Origin of the sequence: Paenibacillus nanchangensis (genome assembly GCF_046543445.1) — a bacterium.
GTDB lineage: Bacteria > Bacillota > Bacilli > Paenibacillales > Paenibacillaceae > Paenibacillus_AQ > Paenibacillus_AQ nanchangensis.
The window spans coordinates 26,122-48,979 of the sequence record NZ_JBHOFD010000027.1; the positions used below are offsets into that span (position 1 = coordinate 26,122).

Here is a 22,858-nt window from a genome sequence, read left to right on the forward strand (position 1 = left end):
CTGGAATAATTTTAAATACTAAGGGGGAATGGGACGGAAATGTTAAAAAGTAAATTTCTAACCGCCGGTCTGGCACTCGTCTTGACGGCAGTCTTGGGAGGTTGTAGTGGTAACAGCAATAACTCATCGGTAAATAGTGCAGCAGGGTCCGGGAACTCAGCGGGCAGCGAAGATACTTCTCCGGTTACCTACAAGTATTTCAGCTTTGGCGCACCGAAAAAGCAAGTTTTGGCTAGTGAAACAACCATCGGCAAAGAATTACAAAACCAAACCGGAGTTGACTGGAACATAGAATATTTGGTCGGTGATGGTGACACTAAAGCAGGGGTTATGATTGCCAGCGGAGACTATCCTGATATCATCGACTCCAGCAACCAAATGGCCAAACTCATGGACGCAGGAGCTTTTATTCCGCTGGATGATCTAATTGAAAAGTATGGCCCCAATATTAAGCGTGTTTATGGACCTTACTTTGACAAATTCAGACAGGAAGACGGAAAAATTTATTTCTTCCCCTATGATGCCAACATCGGGTACGTCTCCGAGCCAAATTTTCAGACGGGGTTTTATATCCAGCGCGCAGTCCTGAAAGAATTTAATTACCCTAGGATTAAAACACTTGACGAATATTTTGATCTGATCAAGCAGTACAAAGAGAAACATCCCCAGGTAGACGGTCAGGATACTATTGGCTTCGCTACCTTTGCAGGAGAGCAGGGCAGTTTCTTTACACTTCAAAATCCAGCAAATCACCTGGCAGGCTATCCTAATGACGGCAGTACCATCGTGGATATGGAGACACATGAAGCCAAGCTGGTGGGAGGATCGGACTATCAGAAAAGATGGATAAAGAAGCTGAATGAGGCTAACAGTCAGGGTTTGGTCGATCCTGAATCCTTCACTATGAACAGAGACCAGTATTTAGCCAAGTTGACCTCCGGACGTGTGCTTGGTTATTTCAGCTATTCCTGGCAGGTTGGAGATGCAACCAACAACCTGAAGAAAGCAGGCAATGATGACAAGCGTTATGTCGCGCTGCCAATCGTTTTCGACAAGGATATCAAAGATCAATATATCGACCCTCCGGGTTTTGTAAATAACTATGGGATAGGTATCACCGTAAATGCCAAAGATCCTGTCCGTATTATCAAGTATTTCGATAACCTGCTGAAAGAGGAAAATCAGATTTTGGTACAGTGGGGGATCAAAGATCAGACCTATACGGTTGACGAAAACGGCCGGTTCACTTATGCCAATGAGGAACAGCGTCAAATGCATGAGGATCCGGAAAAGAGCATTAAATTCGGGTTTGACTACTTCAATTACAGTTGGCCGCGGTATGGTAACAACTCCGTACTGAAGGATGGCAATTCCTATGGGCCTGGGAACCAGCCGGAGGTAGCAACTTACGGATATACAGAAGGTGACAAGGAGCTGCTTGCAAAATATGATGTGCAGACCTTTAGTGAGCTCTTCAGCCCTCCGGACGAGCGCCCGTGGGCGCCTGCCTGGTCCATTGCGCTGGAACAGGGGTCGCCTGAACAGATGTTTATAACCAAAGCAGATGATCTGCAGCGTAAATTTCTGCCTTCCATGATATTAGACAATCCTGCAAATTTCGAGAAGAACTGGGAGGAATATATGAGCCAGTTCAACAAGCTCGATAAGAAAACGTATGAGGATTTCATCACTAAAAAGGTGAAGGACCGGATCGCAGGCAAATGGTGATTTAAAAGACTGTGCCAGACTCTCATGAGCCGGGGATTGATAGTATCTATTGTTTTCAATTCCCGGCATTATCCAATCGAGATGGAGAAGGGAGAGAACAAGTGGAGAAACCCATTACTGCCTTAAACCCGCCGCCAAAATATAATGGAGCGGGCTTAAATAAAACCCATTCGTTTTTTAAACGTCTGGTCCAGCAAAAAACGTTGGTCTTTATGTGTATACCTTTTGTAATCTGGGCCTTCGTGTTTAAATACCTCCCGCTTTGGGGCTGGACTATGGCATTTCAGAATTTCAAGCCTGCTAGGAGTTTCTCGGAACAGGAATGGGTAGGACTAAAGCACTTCCGGATACTATTTGAAGACAGTACCTTTTATCGTGTGCTAAGAAATACCCTGGTGATGAGCACCATTCAATTAGTGCTGGGATTTGTTACAGCGATCACGCTAGCGCTGCTGCTGAATGAACTGAAAAATATTCTTTTTAAGCGTGTGGTTCAGACCGTAAGCTATTTACCTCACTTTATCTCCTGGGTTGTCGCTTCAAGTATCGTATTAACTGTGTTATCCCCGGACGGCATCATCAATCTGCTGCTTACAAAGATGCATATCCTTGATAAGCCGGTGCTCTGGATGGGCAAAGGAGAATATTTCTGGGGAATTCTCGGAGCGACACAAGTTTGGAAAGATGTAGGCTGGAACACCATTATCTATTTGGCAGCCATTACCGCGATTGATCCGTCCCAATATGAGGCGGCTGAAATCGATGGAGCGAACCGCTTCCAGCGGATGCTGAGCATTACGCTCCCCGGACTCAAGCCGGTGATCATAATCCTGTTAATTATGAATTTGGGCAATATTCTTGAATCCGGCTTTGAGCCGCAATACTTATTGGGCAACGGGATGAATATTGATTATTCGGAAAATCTGGACATCTTTGTGTTGAAGTATGGTTTGGGGATGGGCAACTTCTCCTTGGGGACTGCGGCAGGCATATTCAAAACCATAGTCAGCTTTATATTCCTGGTCTCAGCCAACTATATAGCTAAGAGGATGGGAGAAAGCAGATTATTCTAGGAGGAGGTTTATGTCATGCAAGTAAGGAAAACGGCCCGTTTTCGCAAATCCAGTCTTGGAGACCGCATATTTGATATATGCAACATTATTTTCATGGTGTGTCTGATGATTGTTACTATATATCCATTCCTTAATATGATCGCAGTTTCTCTAAATGATGCGAACGATGCCGTAAGAGGCGGTATTTATTTGTGGCCGAGAATGTGGACTTTGAACAATTATAAATTCATTTTCGCAGAATCAGATATTTACCATGCAACCTTAATCTCATTTCTGCGCACCGTGATCGGGACAGCGGTATCTGTTTTTTGTACGGCGATGCTGGCTTTTACAGTCAGCCGGCAGGAATTTGTACTGCGTAAGTTCGTTACTGTGTTCTTCGTATTTACGATGTATTTCAGCGGCGGACTGATTCCCGGGTATCTGCTGATCCGCAATTTGGGTTTAACGGATTCCTTCTGGGTCTATATTGTTCCGGGTATTATCGGAGTCTTTAACATGATTGTCGTAAGATCCTTTATTGAAGGCCTGCCTGAAGGGATTCTCGAATCGGCCCGAATTGATGGTGCCGGAGAATTCACAACCTTTATTCGTGTAGTATTGCCGCTAACCGTTCCAGCCATGGCGACAGTATCTTTATTTACTGCAGTAGGACAATGGAATTCCTGGTTTGATGTATTTTTGTATAATTCATCGAATATCAACCTGAGTACACTCCAGTATGAGCTGATGAAAATTCTACAGACAACCAACACGTCTGCTACTGCAGGAGCGGTGGAGGCCTACCAGTCTGCAGGAAACAATGTAAGGGTTACGCCTACTTCATTACGGGCGACGATGACAATCATCGCAAGTATCCCTATATTAATGGTGTATCCGTTTCTCCAGAGATATTTTGTTCAGGGGATGACCGTCGGAGGAGTAAAAGGGTAGCTCTCAATAATGATATCTTATAATTGTTAAATACGCCTCTTAGGACAGCGTTTGGAGTTACACGCTGGGTTACCTGTTGCGGTCTAAGAGGCGTTATTTTTTATGTCAATGGAGTGCGCAAAATTCAATTAAAAAACAACACCACAAAGTCATAAACGAAAACAATAAAAGAACTATGCAGAAGGAGTAAACTCGTCAAGGCTGCCAGGTCCGGGGAGTATGCGGCCATTATTAACATTAGAATAGATCAACTTAAAATGCCTATACATCATGGACTTCATTGTAAGCATCTGACTATAATCATTATGATTCAGGACTGGCACACAATTTATTGAATATTTAATATTTTTTAGGGGGTTGAACGTGAATACCACTACCATAACGAATCCTATCATGTGGGCCGATGTACCGGATGTTGACGTGATCCGGGTAGGGTCTAACTTCTACATGGTCAGTACCAGTATGCATTCTATGCCGGGCTGTCCGATTATGAAATCCGTTAACCTTAGCGATTGGGAAATTGTAAATTACGTATATGATACCTTGGAGGATAACGATGCCCACCGGTTATTGGACGGAAAAGGCATTTACGGCAAGGGCTCCTGGGCAGCCTCCCTTAAATATAAAGAGGGGACATTTTATGTTTGCTTTTCCTCTAACGATATGAACCAGTTCTATATTTATCGTACAAAAGATATTGAACATGGATCTTGGGAGCGTTCGGTCATCCCGGGGCTTTACCATGATCCCGGCCTGCTGCTGGATGACGATGGCCGTAATTATGTAATCTATGGTAATGGTGATATCCGCATTAAGGAGTTAACGGGCGACCTTACCGCTGTGAAGCCGGGTGGAACCGATCAGCTGCTGCTCGAAGGCGAACGGACAGACATTGGACTTCGGATCGAAGGCTGTCATGCCTACAGACTGAACGGTTACTACTATTTATTTTTTATTGAATGGCCAAGAAGCGGGAATCAGCGCAGGCGTCAGCTATGCTATCGTTCGAGTGAGCTTCTGGGAACTTATGAACTCAAAATAATTCTGGACGATGATCTGGGCTACCATAATAATGGTGTGGCGCAAGGCGGTATCGTAGATACTCCGGATAAGGAGTGGTATGCCGTATTATTCCAGGATCATGATGCTGTCGGGCGGATTCCCTGCGTGCTTCCTGTGAGCTGGGTTAACGATTGGCCAGTCATCGGGGATAAGGGTACGGCACCACGAATCTTTAAGACAAAGCTTCCTGCTGCGGAACCAAAGCCGCTTGTCATCAGTGATGAATTCGACTATGAGACGAACAAGCTGGCATTGAACTGGCAGTGGAATCATAACCCGGACAACAGGCTGTGGTCAGTCACGGAGCGCCCGGGCTATCTGCGTCTCCGCACGGGCCAACCGGCAGACAGCATCCTGCGGGCGCGCAATACATTGACCCAACGAACGGAGGGTCCGGCTTGCAGCGCGGAGACGGTGGTGGATCTCTCCGGCATGCTGCCGGGCGACCGGGCAGGCATGGTGGCGCTGCAGAATAGATTTGGCACTATTAGGATCGAAGCCGGGGACCAGGGCCAGTTCAGCATCGACATGTGTGTCAACGGCGGCGATGGTCACGAAGAGACAGTAGAACGTGTTATGTTCACTGGTAGACAGGTTTATCTCAAAATTGATTTCAATTTTGAGGATAGCCTGGACGAGGCAAAGTTCTACTATTCAAGAGACGGGGCTGTGTGGATCCCGATCGGCCGGACGCTGCATATGAAATACACACTGGATCATTTTATGGGATACAGAATCGGACTTTTCAATTATACAACCCGCCAGCCCGGCGGTTATGCAGATTTCGATTATTTCCATTACACCAGGCAGCGTTAGTCCCGGTTTGCAAGTGTAGAGAGCATGATCCTATCACAATCAATCATAGTGCAAAGGGCGGCCAAACAGGACCGCTTTTTGCATGGAAGGAGCCGCTTTGCAATGAAACCTCAACTAAATGATGATCGCAACTATGTCCTGTGTTATACCCGCTTGCCGCAGGAAGAGATGATATACGCACCGAAGCTGGCGCACAGCATGCACTTGGCTTTGAGTAACGACGGGCTTCAATTTCAGGAACTGAATCATAATTCTGGTGTTTTATTCGCCAAGGCCACAGAGAATGAAGACGGTACACTCTGCGCCAAAAGCCTGAAGAATCCTTATCTGTTCCACACCTGCGAAGGAGGTTTCGGGGTGATTGCAGTGCGGACTGAGGCGAACGGTGAGGCTGATCTACAGAGCAAGGGAAAAGTGCTGCTGTTCTCTTCCAGCGATTTGCTTCAATATAGAGAGATTGGACTGCTGGAGCTTAAGACAGATACATTTGTAAACGACGTTTCGTGTGAATTTTATGCTGACCTGAATGGCTACTTGATCCGCTGGATCGACGGCGAAGGGAACGGCTATCAAAATTTTATAGCAGATATTATGAGCTTGGAGGGGGTCACAGCACCTGAGCCGGCCCAGCCTTTTTCGCTGGAAAATATACCTGCCGATATCGAAGGGATTCTGCCGCGGAACAGCATTATGGTCTCCAAGGAAAAAGCCCACAGGCTGTACTGCAAGCTTACGGTTCCAACTAACATCGCTATTGAAATCCCGGACAGAGTATCGGCGGCATCAAAAGAGGATTTACAATCCCTCCGGGCAACTGCTCTGTATAGTGACGGTACTAAAGCCCTCAAAAGAGTAAATTGGAATACGGATAACATCGATTGGGGCAAGGCCGGAATCTATAATATTTCGGGTGAAGTTCATCAGGATCATTACCCCTTTCCAATGGTGTTCGACCGTGCGGACCCCTGCATTGCGAAATGGAAAGGAAAGTATTATTTCATTGCCACCAATGATGCGGACCAAAATCACACGCTGTTTATGCGAGAAGCCGATACGATCCCCGGGCTCGCGGATGCCGAAGAAGTCTTAATTCTGGATTCGGTTACATACGGGCACATAGGCGGACTGCTGTGGGCGCCGGAAATTCACATCATCAGGGATGAACTGTATATCTTTCATGCAGCGACACCGGGGGAATTCCTGCATGAAGAAGCACATGTCATGAAGCTGCGGGCGGGCGGAGATCCGATGCAAGCTGCGGACTGGTCGATGCCTGAGCGTGTAGTAAAAAAAGACGGTACATACTTGTGTGAAGCGGGCAAAACTATATCCCTTGATATGACCGTAATTCAATGGAACGGGAACTATTACGCCGCATGGTCGGAGCGCCAGTTCGTGCCGGTCGATCTTGGGGCCTGGATCTATATCGCGACCATCGACCCGCAGGAGCCGTGGAAGCTGACCAGTGACCCGGTACTTTTGACAAAACCAGATTATGGCTGGGCTAATAATCACACCTTTGTGGATGAAGGACCGTTTGCCATCTATACCGGGGACAAATTATTTCTGACCTTTTCCAGCGCAGCGGTGGATGCAACCTATGTTGTGGGTCTCTTAACAGCCGAAAAAGATGCAGATTTGCTGGACATCCGCAGTTGGTCCAAAGGGAATTATCCGCTGCTAACCTCCAGAAGTGTGCCGGGGGAATATGGACCGGGGCATACATCCTATGTGACAGACGAAGATGGAACGTTATGGAACGCCTATCACGCAAGACCGGGAATTGACGGACCCAGAAGTTCAGGCCTGCGCCGTGTGCATTTTGACATTGATGGTATGCCGGTTCTAAATATGACGGAGGATAAGGATTTGAATCCGGAGCTAAAGAAAGTATCCGTAGAAGTGATTGTGAACTAACCAGCAGACCAGACTTAAAAGGTTAAGAGATGCAGTTTCTGTTTCTGCTTAATACTGGAGCAACCGGAAATTACAATAACTCACAAGAAGGGATGTACAATAAAATGAACGATCATCTGCTCGGTCTGAAACCGCCTTTGGGATGGAACTCCTGGAACACCTTTACATGGGATATAAATGAGCAGCTTATTCGGGAAGCCGCCGATACCTTTGTTGCAGAAGGATACAAGGATGCCGGGTATGAGTACATTGTGATCGATGACTGCTGGAGTCTGAAAGAAAGAGATGCGGAGGGAAAATTAGTTGCAGATCCCGTTAAATTCCCGAATGGAATGAAGGCGCTTGCAGATTATATTCATTCAAAAGGGCTGAAATTCGGGATGTACTCTTGTGTAGGTACCCATACATGCGCAGGGTATCCGGGGAGCTTTGAACATGAATTTCAGGATGCGGAGTTACTGGCAGAATGGGGCGTGGATTTTCTTAAGTACGATTATTGCTTCAAACCCAGACAGATTTCGGGGGAGCTGCTGTATAAACGAATGAGCTTGGCACTTAAAAACTGCGGAAGAGATATCTTGTTCTCTGCATGTAATTGGGGCGAAGATAACGTATATCACTGGATTCGCGAATCCGGCGCACATATGTACCGGTCCACGGGAGACATACAGGACAACTGGGAATCCATTAAAAAGCTAACCTTGTCACAGCTCGGTAAAGCGAGCTTTACAGGATCCTACTGCCATAATGATATGGATATGCTGGTGGTCGGCATGTATGGAGGAAGCAACGACGGTTTTATTGGAAGTCAAATTGGCGGGTGCAACGATGTGGAGTATAAGACCCATTTTTCTATATGGAGCATGATGGGTTCGCCCCTGATGATGGGCTGCGATATCCGCAAAGCAAACCAGCAAACCAAGGATATTCTCTTGAACAGAAATCTGCTCGCTATTAATCAGGATGTGGAATGCCGTGGTGCTTACCGCATTAAGCCGGAACCTCAGTGGTTCCATGCGGATGATGTGTTCATGCTGGTAAAGGTATTATCCGACGGAGATCTTGCGATCGGCTTCTTCAATCTGAGTGACGGTCAAAGGGAAATCTCATTACAATTCTGGGATGTCGGGCTGCCTTATGCTTCAGGTAGATCTCTGTCGTTATATGATTGCTGGGAGCACAAGGAAATCGGCGTATTTAAAGAAAGATATGCCCCTGTGGTTCCAGCTCATGACTGTTTGGTTGTGCGGGCTAAATTGGTGTAATGATAACATGAGCATAAACAGAACATGCAGAGAATGCGGAGTCCCCTTAATGACAGATGATGTAGCGATTTACCTGAAGCTTGTAACGCGAAACGCTAAAGACTTTTTATGTATAGATTGTTTGGGCGAGCAGTTGAACTGCGGACGCGGCCCCATTGAGCAGCTGATTAAGTATTTCCGTGAATCCGGGAAATGTGTGCTGTTCCGCTAAGTTGGTTTGAATGTGCAATAATTACCCGAATCTTACTCCAAATCCAAGATTTTTGTTAGTTTTTATTGAATTGTGATATACGAAACAGTAACATGATGTTTTATAATTAATAGTGTTGCTAGATCATAGACCTGGATATATTGCAGCATCCTTCCCTAAGCGGGCAGGGTGCTTTTATTCTATAAAGAGTCAAATTATTACTGGCCATCCTGAAAATCAGATGCTATTCTTAAAGCCGCTTTTCAAGGCGACTAAATCGACAATCCTTTGAGTTAGGAGAAACCTATGCACATACGCTGGTTTAAAAAACGCAGATTGCAGCCTACGCTTGTTGTTTTGCTCAGTTTATTTATTTTATTGCTGATGGGATTATTGAGTATCGTCATGTACTATTCGACCTCCAGGCTGATCTCTTCCAAGCTTAGCGAAGCTTCACTGGCGGAACTGGAGCAGGTCAACTCTCTATTGAACCAGCGTATGTCTTCTATCCGGTCAACAGCACTCTCTATTGTCATCAATCCCGAAATTACAGGCATTTTGGTCCGGGGGAGTACGGCAGACACTTATGAACAGATCAGAAGCAATAGTGCTGCATCACGGATTCTCTCCAATGCTGCCTATTCAAGATCTGACATCAGTGAAATTATTATCGTTACCGACCAGCTCAGTATTTACAATTACTCTAACCCAAACGGTTTGTATGAAATGAACAGAATTGTGGACAAGCCGATGTGGGCTTATGTAGCAGGGCGGAAAGAGGGCTTTATTCCGCCTCGTTCCAATGATATGCGCAATGACGGATACAATCCGAAAATTTTGACGTATTTCCATGAAATCGCTTACGAGGGAAGAAGTCTGGGATATGTATTTATCAATCTTCAATTTGGCAGTTTTCAGAATCTGCTGCAAGGAGCATCAGCAGGGAACCAGCTGTATTATACCGATGAAAATAACGAAATGTATAACGCTGAAGGGAGCAACCTCTCCGACTCCGCAACGGATGATATGCTGCGATCCTTTGCCAATCATCTGCAGGGGTATACCTTTACGCATATTGAAAACAGAAAGTATCTTAGTATATTCACTTCTCCTAACGATTTCGGCTGGCGGATTATTCTGTTTAAGCCGTATCAGGATGTTGTTGAAGGGATTTCGGGTTTGTTCACCAGGCTGCTGCTGGTTGCCTTTCTGTGCTTTTTGCTTGCCGTAATCGGGGTCATTCTTTTCTCCAGATCGATTACCCAGCCTCTCAAACGGCTGATCCGGCAGATGAACAAGATTGGCCACGGCAATTTCGACATTCAGCTCGACTCGGATTATACCAATGAGATCGGCCAGTTGAATGAGCGGTTTCTGAACATGTCGGATAAAATTCATGAACTGATGGAAGAAAGTGAGAGGGAGCAGAAGCAGCTGCGGGAAATGGAGCTTAAAGCCCTGCAGTCGCAGATTAACCCGCATTTTCTCTACAATACACTTGATGCGATTAACTGGATGGCCATCCGCCTGAAGGCACCGGAAATCAGCAAAATGACGGCGAATTTGGGCAAATTTTTCCGGTTGAGTCTTAACAAAGGACATGAGCTGACCACTATTGCGGCTGAACTGGAGCATTTGGGCGCTTACGTCCACATTATGCGTTACAAGCACAATGACCGTTTTGAGTATGAAGAAAATATTGCACCTGAGCTGTTATCCTGTGAAACAATCAAAATTATTCTGCAGCCGCTGGTGGAGAACTGCTTTGTGCATGGCTTGGGGCCAAACAAAGGCGAAGGGAAGATAATAGTAAGCGGCCGGGTGACGGGGGACCATATCGTTTTCGATGTATGGGATAACGGCCCCGGCGTAGATGTCGAGTGGTTGAACAGCACGCTCCAACGGGGTTTTGAATCCAGACTTGGTTATGGCATTCATAATGTGAATCAGCGTATCCGGCTGCACTACGGGTATAATTTCGGATTAACTTTCCTGGAGGTTGATCAAGGAACTCTGGCACAGATCAGACTCCCTAAAAAAATATACGGAGAGGGGACAGCATGATGCAGCTGCAAGCACTGTTAGTCGACGATGAGGATTTTGTTCTGGAAGGATTAAAGGAAGCGATAGACTGGGGGAGCTTCGGGATCAGCATAGCTGGAACCTTCAACAATGGCAAGGAAGCGCTCGAATTTTTAAATCAGTCCGATCAGGCGGTAGATATGGTGTTCACTGATATAAAAATGCCGGTGATGGATGGGTTCGAGCTGACAGAAGCCCTGAAGGCCTTAAGTTATCCCTGTAAAATCATAGTGCTCACCGGACATGAAGAGTTTGAATTTGCCAAAAAGGCGATCCGTTACGGGATTTTTGATTACTTGCTGAAGCCGGTTGAGCTCGAAAGCATTGAACTGGCTGTAGAAAGACTTGTCAAGGTTATTCGTACCGAAAAGGAGCAGTCTCTGGAAACCGCCCAGGTGGAACACCGGTTAAATGAAGGGCTGCCGCTCATCTACGAACGGTTGTTGTTCAGTCTGCTGAACGGCTCCTATGAGCCTGAGCTCATGCGTTATGTCGGCCTGCCAATGGCTGCCCCGCTTTACCAGGCTGCGATAGGTTACATTGAAGGCAGCAGCGTCTGGAACATTGACATGGAGACTGTCCGGCAAAAGGTTTCTGCTGCACTCCGCCAGACCGGTGATCCGGTCTGCCTTGCTTATAATGACCGCGGCTTCATTCTCATTATGAGTTTTAGCAGCCCTGAGGAAATGAACGAATCGGCACTTGTTTTAGAGAAGATTGTACAGGAGTTCAAAATGAAACAACAGCTTCAGTTGAACTTTGCCGCAGGTAAACCCTGCGGTGAAACCTACCAGATTCCCCAATCCTTCCAGGAAGCAAGAGAATTGCTGAAGCACAAGTTATTCTCCGGTAGTACTGAAGAACACGGGGGCGGGTCAAGCCTGGATGATCCCTTTGAAAGCGGAAGGACTTTATTTCCGCGCAAAGAAAAACAGCGTCTGCTGAATGCCGTGTATGCACGCAACCGTGAGATGGTTATCGGGCAATTGGACGATCTGCAGCGGCAGTACAGAACAGCGCAGCATCTCTATCCTGCCAGGTATATCCACAAGTTAAGCGCGGAGTTGATTATGCTGCTCTCGCTAATTCTTTATGAACGGAACGAATCTATTGGCCGGCTGATTCCCGGTGAACCCGATATCGTGGCCGGTATTCAGAGCGAGAACGACCCTAAGCTGGTGTTTGAAGCCGTCAAAAGGCTGTACTCCTTATTGTTGGATCTTCCCCAGCAGAGTGAGAATAAAAAAAACCGCCAAGCTATACGTACTGTCCTGGATTATATCCATAATCATCTGGATGAGGAAATCCGATTGGAAGAACTGGCGCAGAAGGTCTTTCTGACCCCTAATTACCTTGGAAGTATTTTTAAGGAAGCCATGGGTACAAACTTTTCAGACTATCTGATGATACAGCGAATGGAGCATGCCAAGAGATTACTTCTTCTTCCAGGCAGCCGCATCTATGAAGTCTCGCAGCAGGTCGGATACAAAAATCCCCATTATTTCAGCAAGCTTTTTAAAGAATATGCCGGGGTAAAGCCTTCCCAATACAAGTAATAAAGAGCAGACAATGATCTCCGTAGAAATGTGATGTTTATTGTTGAAGTGTTATCTACATCCTGTAAGCGCTTGCCTTTACAATTTTAAATGTAAGCGAATCCAACACAAATATGGAGGTCATAACATGAAATTCAAAAGATGGTCCCTTGCACTGCTTTCGGCGGCGGTTCTGATTCTTCCCGCCTGCTCCAATGCCCAACCTGAAAGCGAATCAGCAAGTGATGCGCCTGAGACGGTGGAGCTGAGATTTGCCTGGTGGGGTTCTGAAGACAGGCATACTGCAACCCTTGATGCGATCAAAATATTTGAGGAAAAACATCCGAATATCAAAATTCTACCGGAATATTCCGGATTTGACGGCTATGAATCCAAGTTACAGGCGCAAATTGCCGGCAACAGCGCTCCCGATTTGTTCCAATCCACCGGTGAAATCAACGTCCGCCTTGGTGCAGAAGCCCTGCTTCCTCTAGACGGACTCCTCGATACTACCGGCATGAGCGATTCCATTATGGATTCGGTTGCAATGGACGGGAAGACCGTGGGTGCCTATATCGGACTGGCTGGTGATGCTTATCTGTATGATGAAACGCTGCTGGATCAGCTTGGTGTAGAACCGCCAACCGCACCTTACAGCTGGGATGATCTGGCTGCGAAATTTAAGGAAGTCTCCGAAAAATCCGGCGGCAAAGTATACGGTGCAGTGGATTCATCTGTTGCCTTTGATGTATTCCGAATCTTTGGAGTAACCGCTCTGGATGCCCCGGAGCCTTTTCCTAACGATGAAAGCTCGTTTACCTTTACGGAAGAGCAGATTCGTGCTTACTACCAGTACTGGGCAGATCTGCGCGAAGCCGGTGCTGTAGCGCCGCCCGACCTGTCGGCAACCTCTGACGATTCAGCCAACTCCCTGCTCGTCAAAGGAAAAGCTGCCTTTGTGCCGATCGCCACCAGCTCCTTCAGCCGGCTGCAAAGCCAGACTCAAAATAACCTGAATATGATTATGATGCCTCAAAGCACAACGACAGGCAGAACCGTGATGCCGGGCACCAGCCAGGTACTCGTAGCCAGCGCCAACACCGCACATCCGAAGGAAGTAGCGGAGTTCATTAATTTCTTTGTTCATGACACAGATGCGGCTAATGCGCTGAAAACAACACGCGGTGTGCTTCCTACGACCGAACAGCAGGAGGCACTGCTGGCCAATGCCGATCTTGCAGACGGAGACAAAAAGAATATAGACCTGATTCAGCAGCTCAATAAGCTGGAGGGTGTTGTCATTGCGCCTCCGCCAAGCGGACCTCAGGTACTGGGCTGGAAGGGTTTGATTGAAAAGATCGGGCAGGAAATTGCCTTCGGAAAAATCAGTGTGGAAGACGGGGCAAAAAAGCTAATGAAAGAGGTTGAATCGGCATACGGGGGCAAGTAACCTGAGCAACAGCACAAGGAAGCAGAGCAAAAAGCTTTTGCTTCTGCTCCTCCCCCCGGTTCACACTTGAGAAAGGAGGGCTTACGCCCGATGGAAACTGTGCAACCCCGGCCCAATCTTGCCGTTACAGCCAAAACCAAAAAGGCGGGCAAATCCAAAAACGTCATCATCGCCTACCTGTTCCTGCTTCCCTGGCTAATTGGACTGTTCGGTCTGACTCTATGGCCTTTTATCAATTCCTTTTATTTATCACTGACTGAAAGCAGCCTTAGAAGCACCACTTTTATCGGCCTGCAAAATTATCTGGATATGCTTGGCGATGCCCGCTTCTGGAAGTCGATGGAGGTTACGCTTAAATATGTCGTTCTGTCGGTTCCGCTCAAGCTGGCTATGGCATTGTTCGTGGCCATTCTGCTGTACAAGGCTTCGCTGGGAATGACGATTTACAGAACGTTGTTCTATCTGCCGTCGCTAATTGGCGGAAGTGTTGCCGTAGCGGTAATGTGGCGTAATATTTTTGGCCTGGACGGCCTGCTTAATAGTTTTCTCAGCTTAATGGGGATTACCGGAAAAGAATGGCTAGGTCAACCCGACTATGCATTATATGTCCTCATCCTGCTTGTCGTCTGGCAGTTTGGTTCGTCAATGGTTATTTTTCTGGCGGGGCTTAAAAATGTTCCGGGTGACCTTTACGAAGCTGCCCAAATCGACGGAGCGGGCTCAATGGCCAGATTCTTCAAGATTACACTGCCAATGATCTCACCGATTTTGCTGTTTAACCTTATTCTGCAGACTATAAGCTCTTTCCAAGTCTTTACCCAAGGCTACATTATTACCAAAGGCGGACCAATGGACGAAACGTTGTTCTCCGTACTGTATATTTACGATCTGGCCTTCAAGCAACAGCGGATGGGCTATGCTTCGGCTGTCTCCTGGACATTGCTGCTGCTGATTGCAGCTGTGACAGCAATCATTTTCCTGACTTCCAAACGCTGGGTTTATTATGAAAATGATACGAAAGCGGGGAGGAAATAATGAAGTTAAAGACGGCGGCTGTAGCCAAAAATGCCCTGCTTGTCCTTATGGCACTAACGATGGTTTATCCGATAATTTGGCTGTTTCTCGGCAGCTTTAAAGCCAATGATGAAATCTTTACGGCAACCAGTCTCTGGCCAAGCCAATTTCAGTGGAGCAACTATGCAAAAGGGTGGGAAGCTGTTCCCGGCTTCACCTTCGGCAAATTTATCCTGAACTCGCTGCTGATCTCGCTGCTCTCCGTGGCTGGCTGCCTAGTGTCAAGCTCGCTGGTGGCTTTCCCGTTTGCCCGTATGAATTTCCCGCTAAAAAAAATCTGGTTCGCCATACTGCTTGGAACACTCATGCTGCCGACCCAGGTGCTGCTGATTCCCCGATATGTGATGTTTTCGAATTTGGGATGGATCAACACGATCCTTCCGCTCATCATCCCATATTTTGTGGCCAGTAATGCTTTCTTTGTTTATCTGATGATTCAATTCATGCGCGGATTTCCGCGGGAGCTGGATGAAGCTGCCCTTATGGACGGTTGCGGGCCATTCCGGACGTTCTATAATATCTTGCTGCCTAACTGTAAGCCGGTTCTTTACACTATGGGCATCTTCGCTTTTCTGTGGAGCTGGGACGATTATTTCGATCAGCTGCTGTATCTTAACGAGGTACGGAAGTATACAGTACCGCTTGCACTACAGATGTTCGTCGACAATGCCGCCCAAATTAACTGGGGCTCCTTGTTCGCCATGTCGATCATTGCCATCATCCCGCCGGTGCTAATTTTCTTTATCGCTCAGAAGCACTTTGTGGAAGGTGTGGCCACCAGCGGACTTAAATAATTGCGGAGGAGATCACTGTGTACCTGCTTAGTTATTTTAAAGAAGATGCTGAACACTTTTTTCTTGCTGAAAGTAAAGATGGATTGCACTGGAGTGAAAAAAACGGCGGGCTGCCGTTACATAAATCCGGTGTTGGAACGGGACGAATCCGCGACCCTTTTCTCCTGCTGGACAGCAGCGGGCATTATCATCTGCTCTGGACGGACGGCTGGAGCAGCCGCAGTATCGGTTATGCCTCCTCAGTTGATCTGAAGCAGTGGGGGGACGAGCGGCTGATCCCGCTCATGGAACATCAGCCGCAAACACAAAACGTGTGGGCTCCTGAAGCTTACTATGACAGATCTCTACAAGCTTACCGGATTATCTGGTCGTCCACTGTAGGCGAAGGGGTGCGAAATCACCGGATCTGGTCAAGTAAAACCATGGATTTCAAATCGTTTTCGCCCGCAGCTCTGTTTTTTGATCCGGGATACAATGTCATTGATGCCAGTATTGTTGATACAGGCGATACGGACAATGATTATCTGATGCTTTTTAAGGATGAACGGGGCAGTAATGTTCAAGGGACGGAGTATAAAGCGATCCGTTCCTGTCCTGTCTACAACGAACCTGATGGAAGCGTCCGGTTTGGACGGATCTCAGAACTTCTGACCCCGGCTCTTACGGAAGGACCAACCTTATACGTGCTTCCGGAAAATCATGCCGCCTGTTACCGTTGGGTGATGCTGGCAGACGGGTTTCAAGATGCTACCTATACGGTAATGGGATCGGCTGATCTTGAGCATTGGGAACGCATTCCTGCCAGTGAAACTGCTCTGCCTTCCGGGCTGAGGCATGCATCCGTCCTCCGTCTGCCGGAAGTACTTTAATAGCGTAAAGAAAGAAGGGGAAATGAGCGATGAAGAATTATGTGATCTGCGGGGTGAGCAACCGGGCGTTAATTATGTTCATTGAGCCGCTGCTCACCACGTTTGCTGGACAGCATCGGATTGTGGGACTGCTTGATAGTGATCCGCTGCGCTTTGAAGTAGCACGATCGCAGTTTCCGGCACTGGCTGAGGTTCCGGTGTACGCGCCGGAAGCCTTTGACCGGATGATTGAGGAGACACGGGCCGATACAGTGATCGTCTCCAGCCGCGATGATACTCATCTCAGCTACATATTGGCTGGGCTGCGTAATGATATGGATGTACTTGCTGAGAAGCCGATGGTCATCCATGCCGCTGATGCGGCTAAAGTAATGGCGGCAGAAGCGGCCAGCAAAGGAAAAGTAACTGTTCTGTTCAACTACCGTTATAACCCCATCCACCGGCGAATCAAGGAAATGATTCTCAGCGGGAAGGTGGGGCGTGTAACCTCGGTCGATTTGAACTGGTATGTCGATACCTTTCACGGCTCCAGCTACTTCCGCCGATGGAACAGAAACCGTGAGCTTTCCGGCGGATTGTCTGTCCATAAATCGACCCATCATTTTGATCTGGTCAACTGGTGGCTGGACCAGAAGCCGCAAAAAGTATTCGCTTTCGGCGGATTGAATTATTACGGTGCGGACTCCCCGCATAATCCATCCCGCCGGGACGGGCGTTTCTGTGAATCCTGTCAGGAGCGTGAGGACTGCAGCTATGTCATGCGCTGGTCTGCCGCCGATGTGCGTGATGATCATCTGCGGGCTGAAGATAATACGACTCCGAAGTACACCAATTACCGCACGGACGCCTGCATATTTGACTCCGATATTTCAATAGAGGATACCTACGCGGCAACCGTCAAGTATGACCAGGGAACACTGCTCAGCTATTCCATTAACTTCTCGGCCCCTTATGAGGGATACCGTCTGGCCATCAATGGAACGCTGGGAAGAATCGAAAGCACCGAATATCATGAACCGAGCCGCGTGCCTTTCCCGGTCCCCGAGCAGACTATTGATTATTACCCGTTATTCGGAGCCAAAGAAATCATTTACGTGGTGCGGGGGGAAGGCGGACATGGCGGCGGAGATCCGGTGCTGCTCCGTGACTTGTTTGATCACCCGGACAAGCACCGGGGCTATGAGATTCTTGCCGGTGCGGAAGCAGGAGCGTATTCTATAGCGGCTGGCGAAGCAGTATGGGTATCTAACCGTGAGGGCAGAGCGGTATCCATCGGAGATTTATTGTATCCTGTATCCCTGCATAATACCTGACAGCAAGATCATAATTCTATTCTTGCTGCGGGTACTAGAGTGATACGTGTTGAAGAACGTCTCTGCACGGCTGAATACGAACGGAAGGCAATTTCAGGCTCATTGAGGCTGTATTTTCGAACAGAAGGACAACATTACAGGCATGGAGAACTTAAAGGTAAAGAAGTATTCATTGATCTGCACATGAACATAAATTGCAAAGGACCATAGAGTTGCAAAGTACTGAACGACTTATCTGAAGCAAAAGTAAAGTACTTGTTGAGTTTAATGCGGGAATCGGTTGGCACCGAAAAACACGGTGCCTATCCGATACTTTCCAATTCTGAAACATAAGTTAAAGGAGGTCGGGCTATGACCCAGCCAATTGTGCCGGTCAAGTTGTTGCCATGGGTAGAATTTGGAGAGAATACGGTTTACTTAAAGCCGGATTGTGCGGAGAAACTCAAACCGCTTTTTGATTCGTTAACCTTTCATAGTCTCCTTAATCTTTGGATAGATCAACAAAAGCACTGGATATATCAATGCGCTGCTTCAGTGTTGCATTATAAACTATAGGTGGTGTGTTTGATAAACAACCGGTAATCGATGAAGTAGACAACATGGAAGTTGTTCTGGAGTTTAACCGCTGGCAGCAACCGTATCTGAAAATGAGGTACATAGTAGCGGTTAACTTAAAACATGAAAGGAAAGGGTGGTTATCTAGTGGAATATCATGTTGCAGTTCAAGGAAGCGATCAAGCGCCGGGAACAGAGGCACAACCTTTCCGCACGATCTCCCGCGCTGCGGCTATAGCAGAGCCGGGAGATATCGTCACCGTGCATGCCGGCGTATACAGGGAATGGATCAACCCTGCCAATGGGGGAACAAAGGAACAGAGGATACTATACCAATCCGCCGGGGATGGAGAAGTGGTTATTACGGGTGCTGAGCCTGTGGCTGACTGGAAAAACGAAGGGAACGGTGTCTGGAGGACGGAGGTGCCAAACAGTTTGTTTACCGTCCGCAATCCCTATCAGACGAAATTGTACGGTGATTGGTTGTTTGAAGGGGAGTTCGAGCCGCATCTGGGGGATGTGTATCTTGACGGAAAATCTCTATATGAAGTTGATAGCGTTAACAAATTGCACAATCCACAGGTTTGGCCGCAGGCCAAATATGCGGAGGACTCGTTGATGCAATGGTATGCGGAAGTAAGCTCAACTACCACCACCCTATGGGCGAACTTCGGCGGCAAGGACCCCCGCCAAGAGAATGTGGAAATCAATGTGCGTCCTTATTGCTTTTGGCCTGAGAAAACCGGCCGCAACTATATAACCGTCAGAGGGTTTACGCTCCGGCAGGCTTCCCCGCAGTGGGCTCCGCCAACGGCATTGCAAGAAGGACTTATAGGTCCTCATTGGAGCAAAGGCTGGATTATTGAGAATAACCTGATTAGCGAGTCCAAATGTACAGGGATCAGCTTAGGTAAAGAGATAACTACCGGGCAGAACGAATACTCGAACAACCGCATCAAAGGCGGAACGCAACGGGAGCAGGAGGTGATTTTTTGTGCATTGCGCAAAGATTGGCATAAGGATCACATCGGAAGCCATATTGTCCGCAACAACGTAATTCATGATTGTGAGCAGGCTGGTATCGTTGGACATTTAGGCGCTGCTTTTAGCCAGATCTATCAGAACCGTATTTATAATATTCACCACAAACGCATCTTCCATGGCGCAGAAGTAGCGGGAATCAAACTCCATGCCGCGCTGGATACCCAGATTAGCGGGAATGTCATCTACAGCTCCTATCGGGCACTTTGGCTGGATTGGCAGGCGCAGGGCACCCGCATCAGCCGAAATATTTTTTATGACAATCTGTCCGAGGATCTCTTTGTGGAGGTCTGCCACGGCCCGTATCTGGTAGATCATAACTTGTTCCTATCGCCTATGAACTTCCGCAATATGGCGCAAGGCGGCGCGTTTGTTCACAATCTGTTTACCGGCAGATTTGTAGTGCGCTCCGAACTTACCCGCTATACCCCCTACCATATGCCTCATGAAACAGCGGTTGCCGGGTACAGCAACATCACGGGCGGCGACGACAGGTATTACAATAACATCTTTATAGGTGACGATGATCCCAGCAAAAAGCCGCAGCCTATGACCTTCTTCGAGCATCTTCCGCTCACGCCAAGGGAGAATATGGATTACGGAGGCGCCGCAGTGATGGACGGTGTGCCAGATAACTCTCTCTGTTATCTTCATCCTGTCGGGCTGGGCGGTTACAATGGCTATCCGAATTCTCATCAAAAGCAGTGGTGGGAATATACCAAGGATGAAATTGCATCATTAAAGGAGTCCGGAAAGCCATGGGAGCCCGATAAGATGGCACTTCCCGTTACGATAAAAGGCAATCTGTATTTGAAAGGCGCAGTGCCAAGCAGCCATGAATCAGGTGCAAAGGTTTATGTCGGCAACGGGATCGAGATCGAAACCGACCCGGCTGCTTGCCGGGTACAAGTGCATATTCAAAGCCCGGAAACCATACGTGCTGCAGCTCCTACAGTAGTCACAACGGATCTTCTTGGCAGAAGCCATCACGCCGAGATGTTCTATGAGGAAACGGATGGATCTTCTTACCGTTTCGACCACGACTTTTTTCATAAGCCGCGCCCAGAAAAAAATGTAACACCAGGGCCGTTTGAAATCTTTGATAACGCTCCGATAGAGATCGTTCTGTAAATAGAAGCGGCGAAAGGAGGAAATTGAATGATAGCACTGAGCGGCAAGCAGGTCATTTTGAAAGACCAAGAACTGATTCGCCGAGAACGAGCGAACAGAAGCTATCTGATGAAATTGGACAGCGGTCACCTATTGTTTAATTATCACTTGGAGGCCGGAAGATTTCATGGAAGAACGATTCCCGAAGGTGCGCACGGCGGTTGGGAATCGCCGGTCTGCCAATTGCGCGGCCATTTTCTAGGTCATTGGTTGTCTGGTGCGGCGCTCCATTATGAAGAAAGCGGGGATATCGAATTAAAGGCCAAACTGGATGCTATTGTGCAGGAGTTGCAGGAATGCCAACAGGATAACGGCGGTCAGTGGGTCGGTCCGATTCCCGAAAAATATCTGCACTGGATTGCACAAGGAAAAAGCATCTGGGCGCCCCAATACAATTTACATAAAATTTTAATGGGGCTGGTTGACGCCTGGAAATATACAGGTAATCAACAGGCTCTGGATATCGTGGACCGGTTCGCAGACTGGTTTGCCGGATGGAGCGGCACATTCACAAGAGAGCAATTCGACGATATTCTCGATGTGGAGACGGGCGGAATGCTTGAGGTTTGGGCTGATTTGCTGCAGATAACCGGAGCGGACAAATATCGTGTGCTGTTAGACCGGTATTATCGCAGCCGGTTGTTTCAACCCTTGCTGGAGGGGAAGGATCCGCTTACGAACATGCATGCCAACACTACGATACCGGAAGTGATCGGCTGTGCTAGAGCTTATGAGGTTACCGGAGACGCAAGGTGGCTGGCCATCGTACAAGCGTATTGGAAATGCGCTGTTGCAGAAAGGGGGAGTCTCGCAACAGGCGGTCAAACCGCCGGAGAGGTCTGGATGCCGAAGATGAAGATGAAAGCTCGCCTGGGTGACAAAAATCAGGAGCACTGCACTGTTTATAACATGATACGACTAGCAGATTTTTTATTTCGTCAATCGGGCGACCCCTCCTTCGCGCAATATACCGAATACAATCTGTACAATGGCATCATGGCTCAAGCCTATTATCAGGAATATGGCTTGACGGGTAGTCAGCCTAACTATCCCCGAACCGGCCTGCTGACCTATTTCCTCCCCATGAAGGCAGGTCTGCGCAAGGAGTGGAGCACGGAAACCGACAGCTTCTTCTGTTGCCACGGCACGATGGTTCAGGCAAATGCAGCCTGGAACAAGGGAATCTATTATCAGGATGGGGATATCGTCTATATCAGTCAATATTTCGATTCCGAGCTGCGGACAAACATCGCTGGAACTGACGTTAAAATCATACAAACGCAGGATAAAATGAGCGGCAGCCTCCTATCCTCGTCTAATACGGCCGGATATCAAGCCATTAATGATACAGCGGCGACAAATGAAAATATACCTGCTTTCCGCAAATACGATTTCATAGTTTCTGCTGCTGCTTTGACAACGTTCACGCTCCGCTTCCGCATACCGGAGTGGATCACGGGGGAGGCATCCGTCTACGTCAATGACGTTTTGCAGGGAACGACTCGGGACAGCGAGAACTTTTATGACCTCCATAGAGCATGGAAGGAAGGCGATACCGTCTCGATTATGCTGCCAATCGGCATTCGGTTTGTTCCACTGCCGGACGACGAACGGACAGGTGCATTCCGATACGGGCCGGAAGTGCTGGCCGGCTTGTGCGAAACAGAACGGCAGCTCTATGTGGAGGATGAGGAGATTGCGTCCGTTATCGAAAACGAAAATGAACGCGAGTGGGGGAGCTGGCGGTATTTTTTCAAGACAGTCAACCAGGATCCTGCCATCACGTTCAAACGAATTCGGGATATCGGGTACGAACCTTATCAAATTTACTTCAAAGTAACGCGGGCAAAATTAAAATAAACGCGTAACAACTCCGTCCCTAAGGGGATGGGTTTTTTTTTGCGTCTTAATAAATTAATAAATTGGAGCATCGAATGAGTAAATGGATGATCACAGAATAGCATTTATCAAAAGATAGGTTATCCGCCTAA

17 protein-coding genes are annotated in these 22,858 nt (G+C 47.7%); all 17 read left to right on the forward strand.

What is annotated here, in order from left to right:
• The first annotated feature begins 39 nt into the window (after positions 1-39).
• The 17 genes from ACE6ED_RS20405 to ACE6ED_RS20485 all read left to right on the forward strand — a co-directional run bounded on the left by ACE6ED_RS20405 (position 40) and on the right by ACE6ED_RS20485 (position 22,727).
• A complete protein-coding gene (locus ACE6ED_RS20405) occupies positions 40-1,728 on the forward strand; it encodes an ABC transporter substrate-binding protein (protein ID WP_410829238.1) in 1,689 nt (562 codons plus the stop codon).
• A gap of 101 nt (positions 1,729-1,829) precedes the next feature.
• A complete protein-coding gene (locus ACE6ED_RS20410) occupies positions 1,830-2,801 on the forward strand; it encodes an ABC transporter permease (protein WP_410829239.1) in 972 nt (323 codons plus the stop codon).
• 15 nt (positions 2,802-2,816) lie between these two features.
• The gene (locus ACE6ED_RS20415; RefSeq protein WP_410829241.1) at positions 2,817-3,734 is read left to right on the forward strand and encodes a carbohydrate ABC transporter permease; all 918 of its coding nucleotides are present in this window, start codon (positions 2,817-2,819) and stop codon (positions 3,732-3,734) included.
• 363 nt (positions 3,735-4,097) lie between these two features.
• A complete protein-coding gene (locus ACE6ED_RS20420) occupies positions 4,098-5,612 on the forward strand; it encodes a glycoside hydrolase family 43 protein (protein ID WP_410829243.1) in 1,515 nt (504 codons plus the stop codon).
• A 102-nt stretch (positions 5,613-5,714) separates the two neighbouring features.
• Positions 5,715-7,529 carry a family 43 glycosylhydrolase gene (locus ACE6ED_RS20425; protein WP_410829245.1) on the forward strand — a complete coding sequence of 605 codons (1,815 nt, stop codon included), beginning with the start codon at positions 5,715-5,717 and terminating at the stop codon, positions 7,527-7,529.
• Between the two features lie 104 nt (positions 7,530-7,633).
• Entirely contained in the window at positions 7,634-8,794 is a 1,161-nt protein-coding gene (locus ACE6ED_RS20430) for a glycoside hydrolase family 27 protein (protein WP_410829247.1), read from the forward strand.
• A gap of 49 nt (positions 8,795-8,843) precedes the next feature.
• A complete protein-coding gene (locus ACE6ED_RS20435; RefSeq protein ID WP_410829249.1) occupies positions 8,844-9,005 on the forward strand; it encodes a hypothetical protein in 162 nt (53 codons plus the stop codon).
• Between the two features lie 285 nt (positions 9,006-9,290).
• Positions 9,291-11,048: a sensor histidine kinase gene (locus ACE6ED_RS20440; RefSeq protein WP_410829251.1), complete on the forward strand. Its 1,758-nt coding sequence runs from the start codon at positions 9,291-9,293 to the stop codon at positions 11,046-11,048.
• The gene (locus tag ACE6ED_RS20445) at positions 11,045-12,622 is read left to right on the forward strand and encodes a response regulator (protein WP_410829253.1); all 1,578 of its coding nucleotides are present in this window, start codon (positions 11,045-11,047) and stop codon (positions 12,620-12,622) included. Before ACE6ED_RS20440 ends, ACE6ED_RS20445 begins: the two co-directional genes overlap by 4 nt.
• A 127-nt stretch (positions 12,623-12,749) precedes the next feature.
• A complete protein-coding gene (locus ACE6ED_RS20450) occupies positions 12,750-14,051 on the forward strand; it encodes an ABC transporter substrate-binding protein (protein ID WP_410829255.1) in 1,302 nt (433 codons plus the stop codon).
• A gap of 90 nt (positions 14,052-14,141) precedes the next feature.
• On the forward strand, positions 14,142-15,086 hold the full coding sequence (locus ACE6ED_RS20455) for a carbohydrate ABC transporter permease (protein WP_410829257.1): 945 nt from the start codon (positions 14,142-14,144) through the stop codon (positions 15,084-15,086).
• The gene (locus tag ACE6ED_RS20460; RefSeq protein ID WP_410829259.1) at positions 15,086-15,919 is read left to right on the forward strand and encodes a carbohydrate ABC transporter permease; all 834 of its coding nucleotides are present in this window, start codon (positions 15,086-15,088) and stop codon (positions 15,917-15,919) included. Before ACE6ED_RS20455 ends, ACE6ED_RS20460 begins: the two co-directional genes overlap by 1 nt.
• 17 nt (positions 15,920-15,936) lie before the next feature.
• On the forward strand, positions 15,937-16,788 hold the full coding sequence (locus ACE6ED_RS20465; RefSeq protein WP_410829261.1) for a glycoside hydrolase family 43 protein: 852 nt from the start codon (positions 15,937-15,939) through the stop codon (positions 16,786-16,788).
• 29 nt (positions 16,789-16,817) lie between these two features.
• Positions 16,818-18,101, forward strand: coding sequence for a Gfo/Idh/MocA family protein (locus ACE6ED_RS20470; protein ID WP_410829263.1), 1,284 nt, complete (start codon positions 16,818-16,820; stop codon positions 18,099-18,101).
• A 351-nt stretch (positions 18,102-18,452) separates the two neighbouring features.
• Positions 18,453-18,656 carry a hypothetical protein gene (locus tag ACE6ED_RS20475; protein ID WP_410829265.1) on the forward strand — a complete coding sequence of 68 codons (204 nt, stop codon included), beginning with the start codon at positions 18,453-18,455 and terminating at the stop codon, positions 18,654-18,656.
• 147 nt (positions 18,657-18,803) lie between these two features.
• The gene (locus tag ACE6ED_RS20480) at positions 18,804-20,828 is read left to right on the forward strand and encodes a right-handed parallel beta-helix repeat-containing protein (protein ID WP_410829266.1); all 2,025 of its coding nucleotides are present in this window, start codon (positions 18,804-18,806) and stop codon (positions 20,826-20,828) included.
• Between the two features lie 27 nt (positions 20,829-20,855).
• Entirely contained in the window at positions 20,856-22,727 is a 1,872-nt protein-coding gene (locus ACE6ED_RS20485; protein WP_410829267.1) for a beta-L-arabinofuranosidase domain-containing protein, read from the forward strand.
• Positions 22,728-22,858 lie beyond the last annotated feature (131 nt).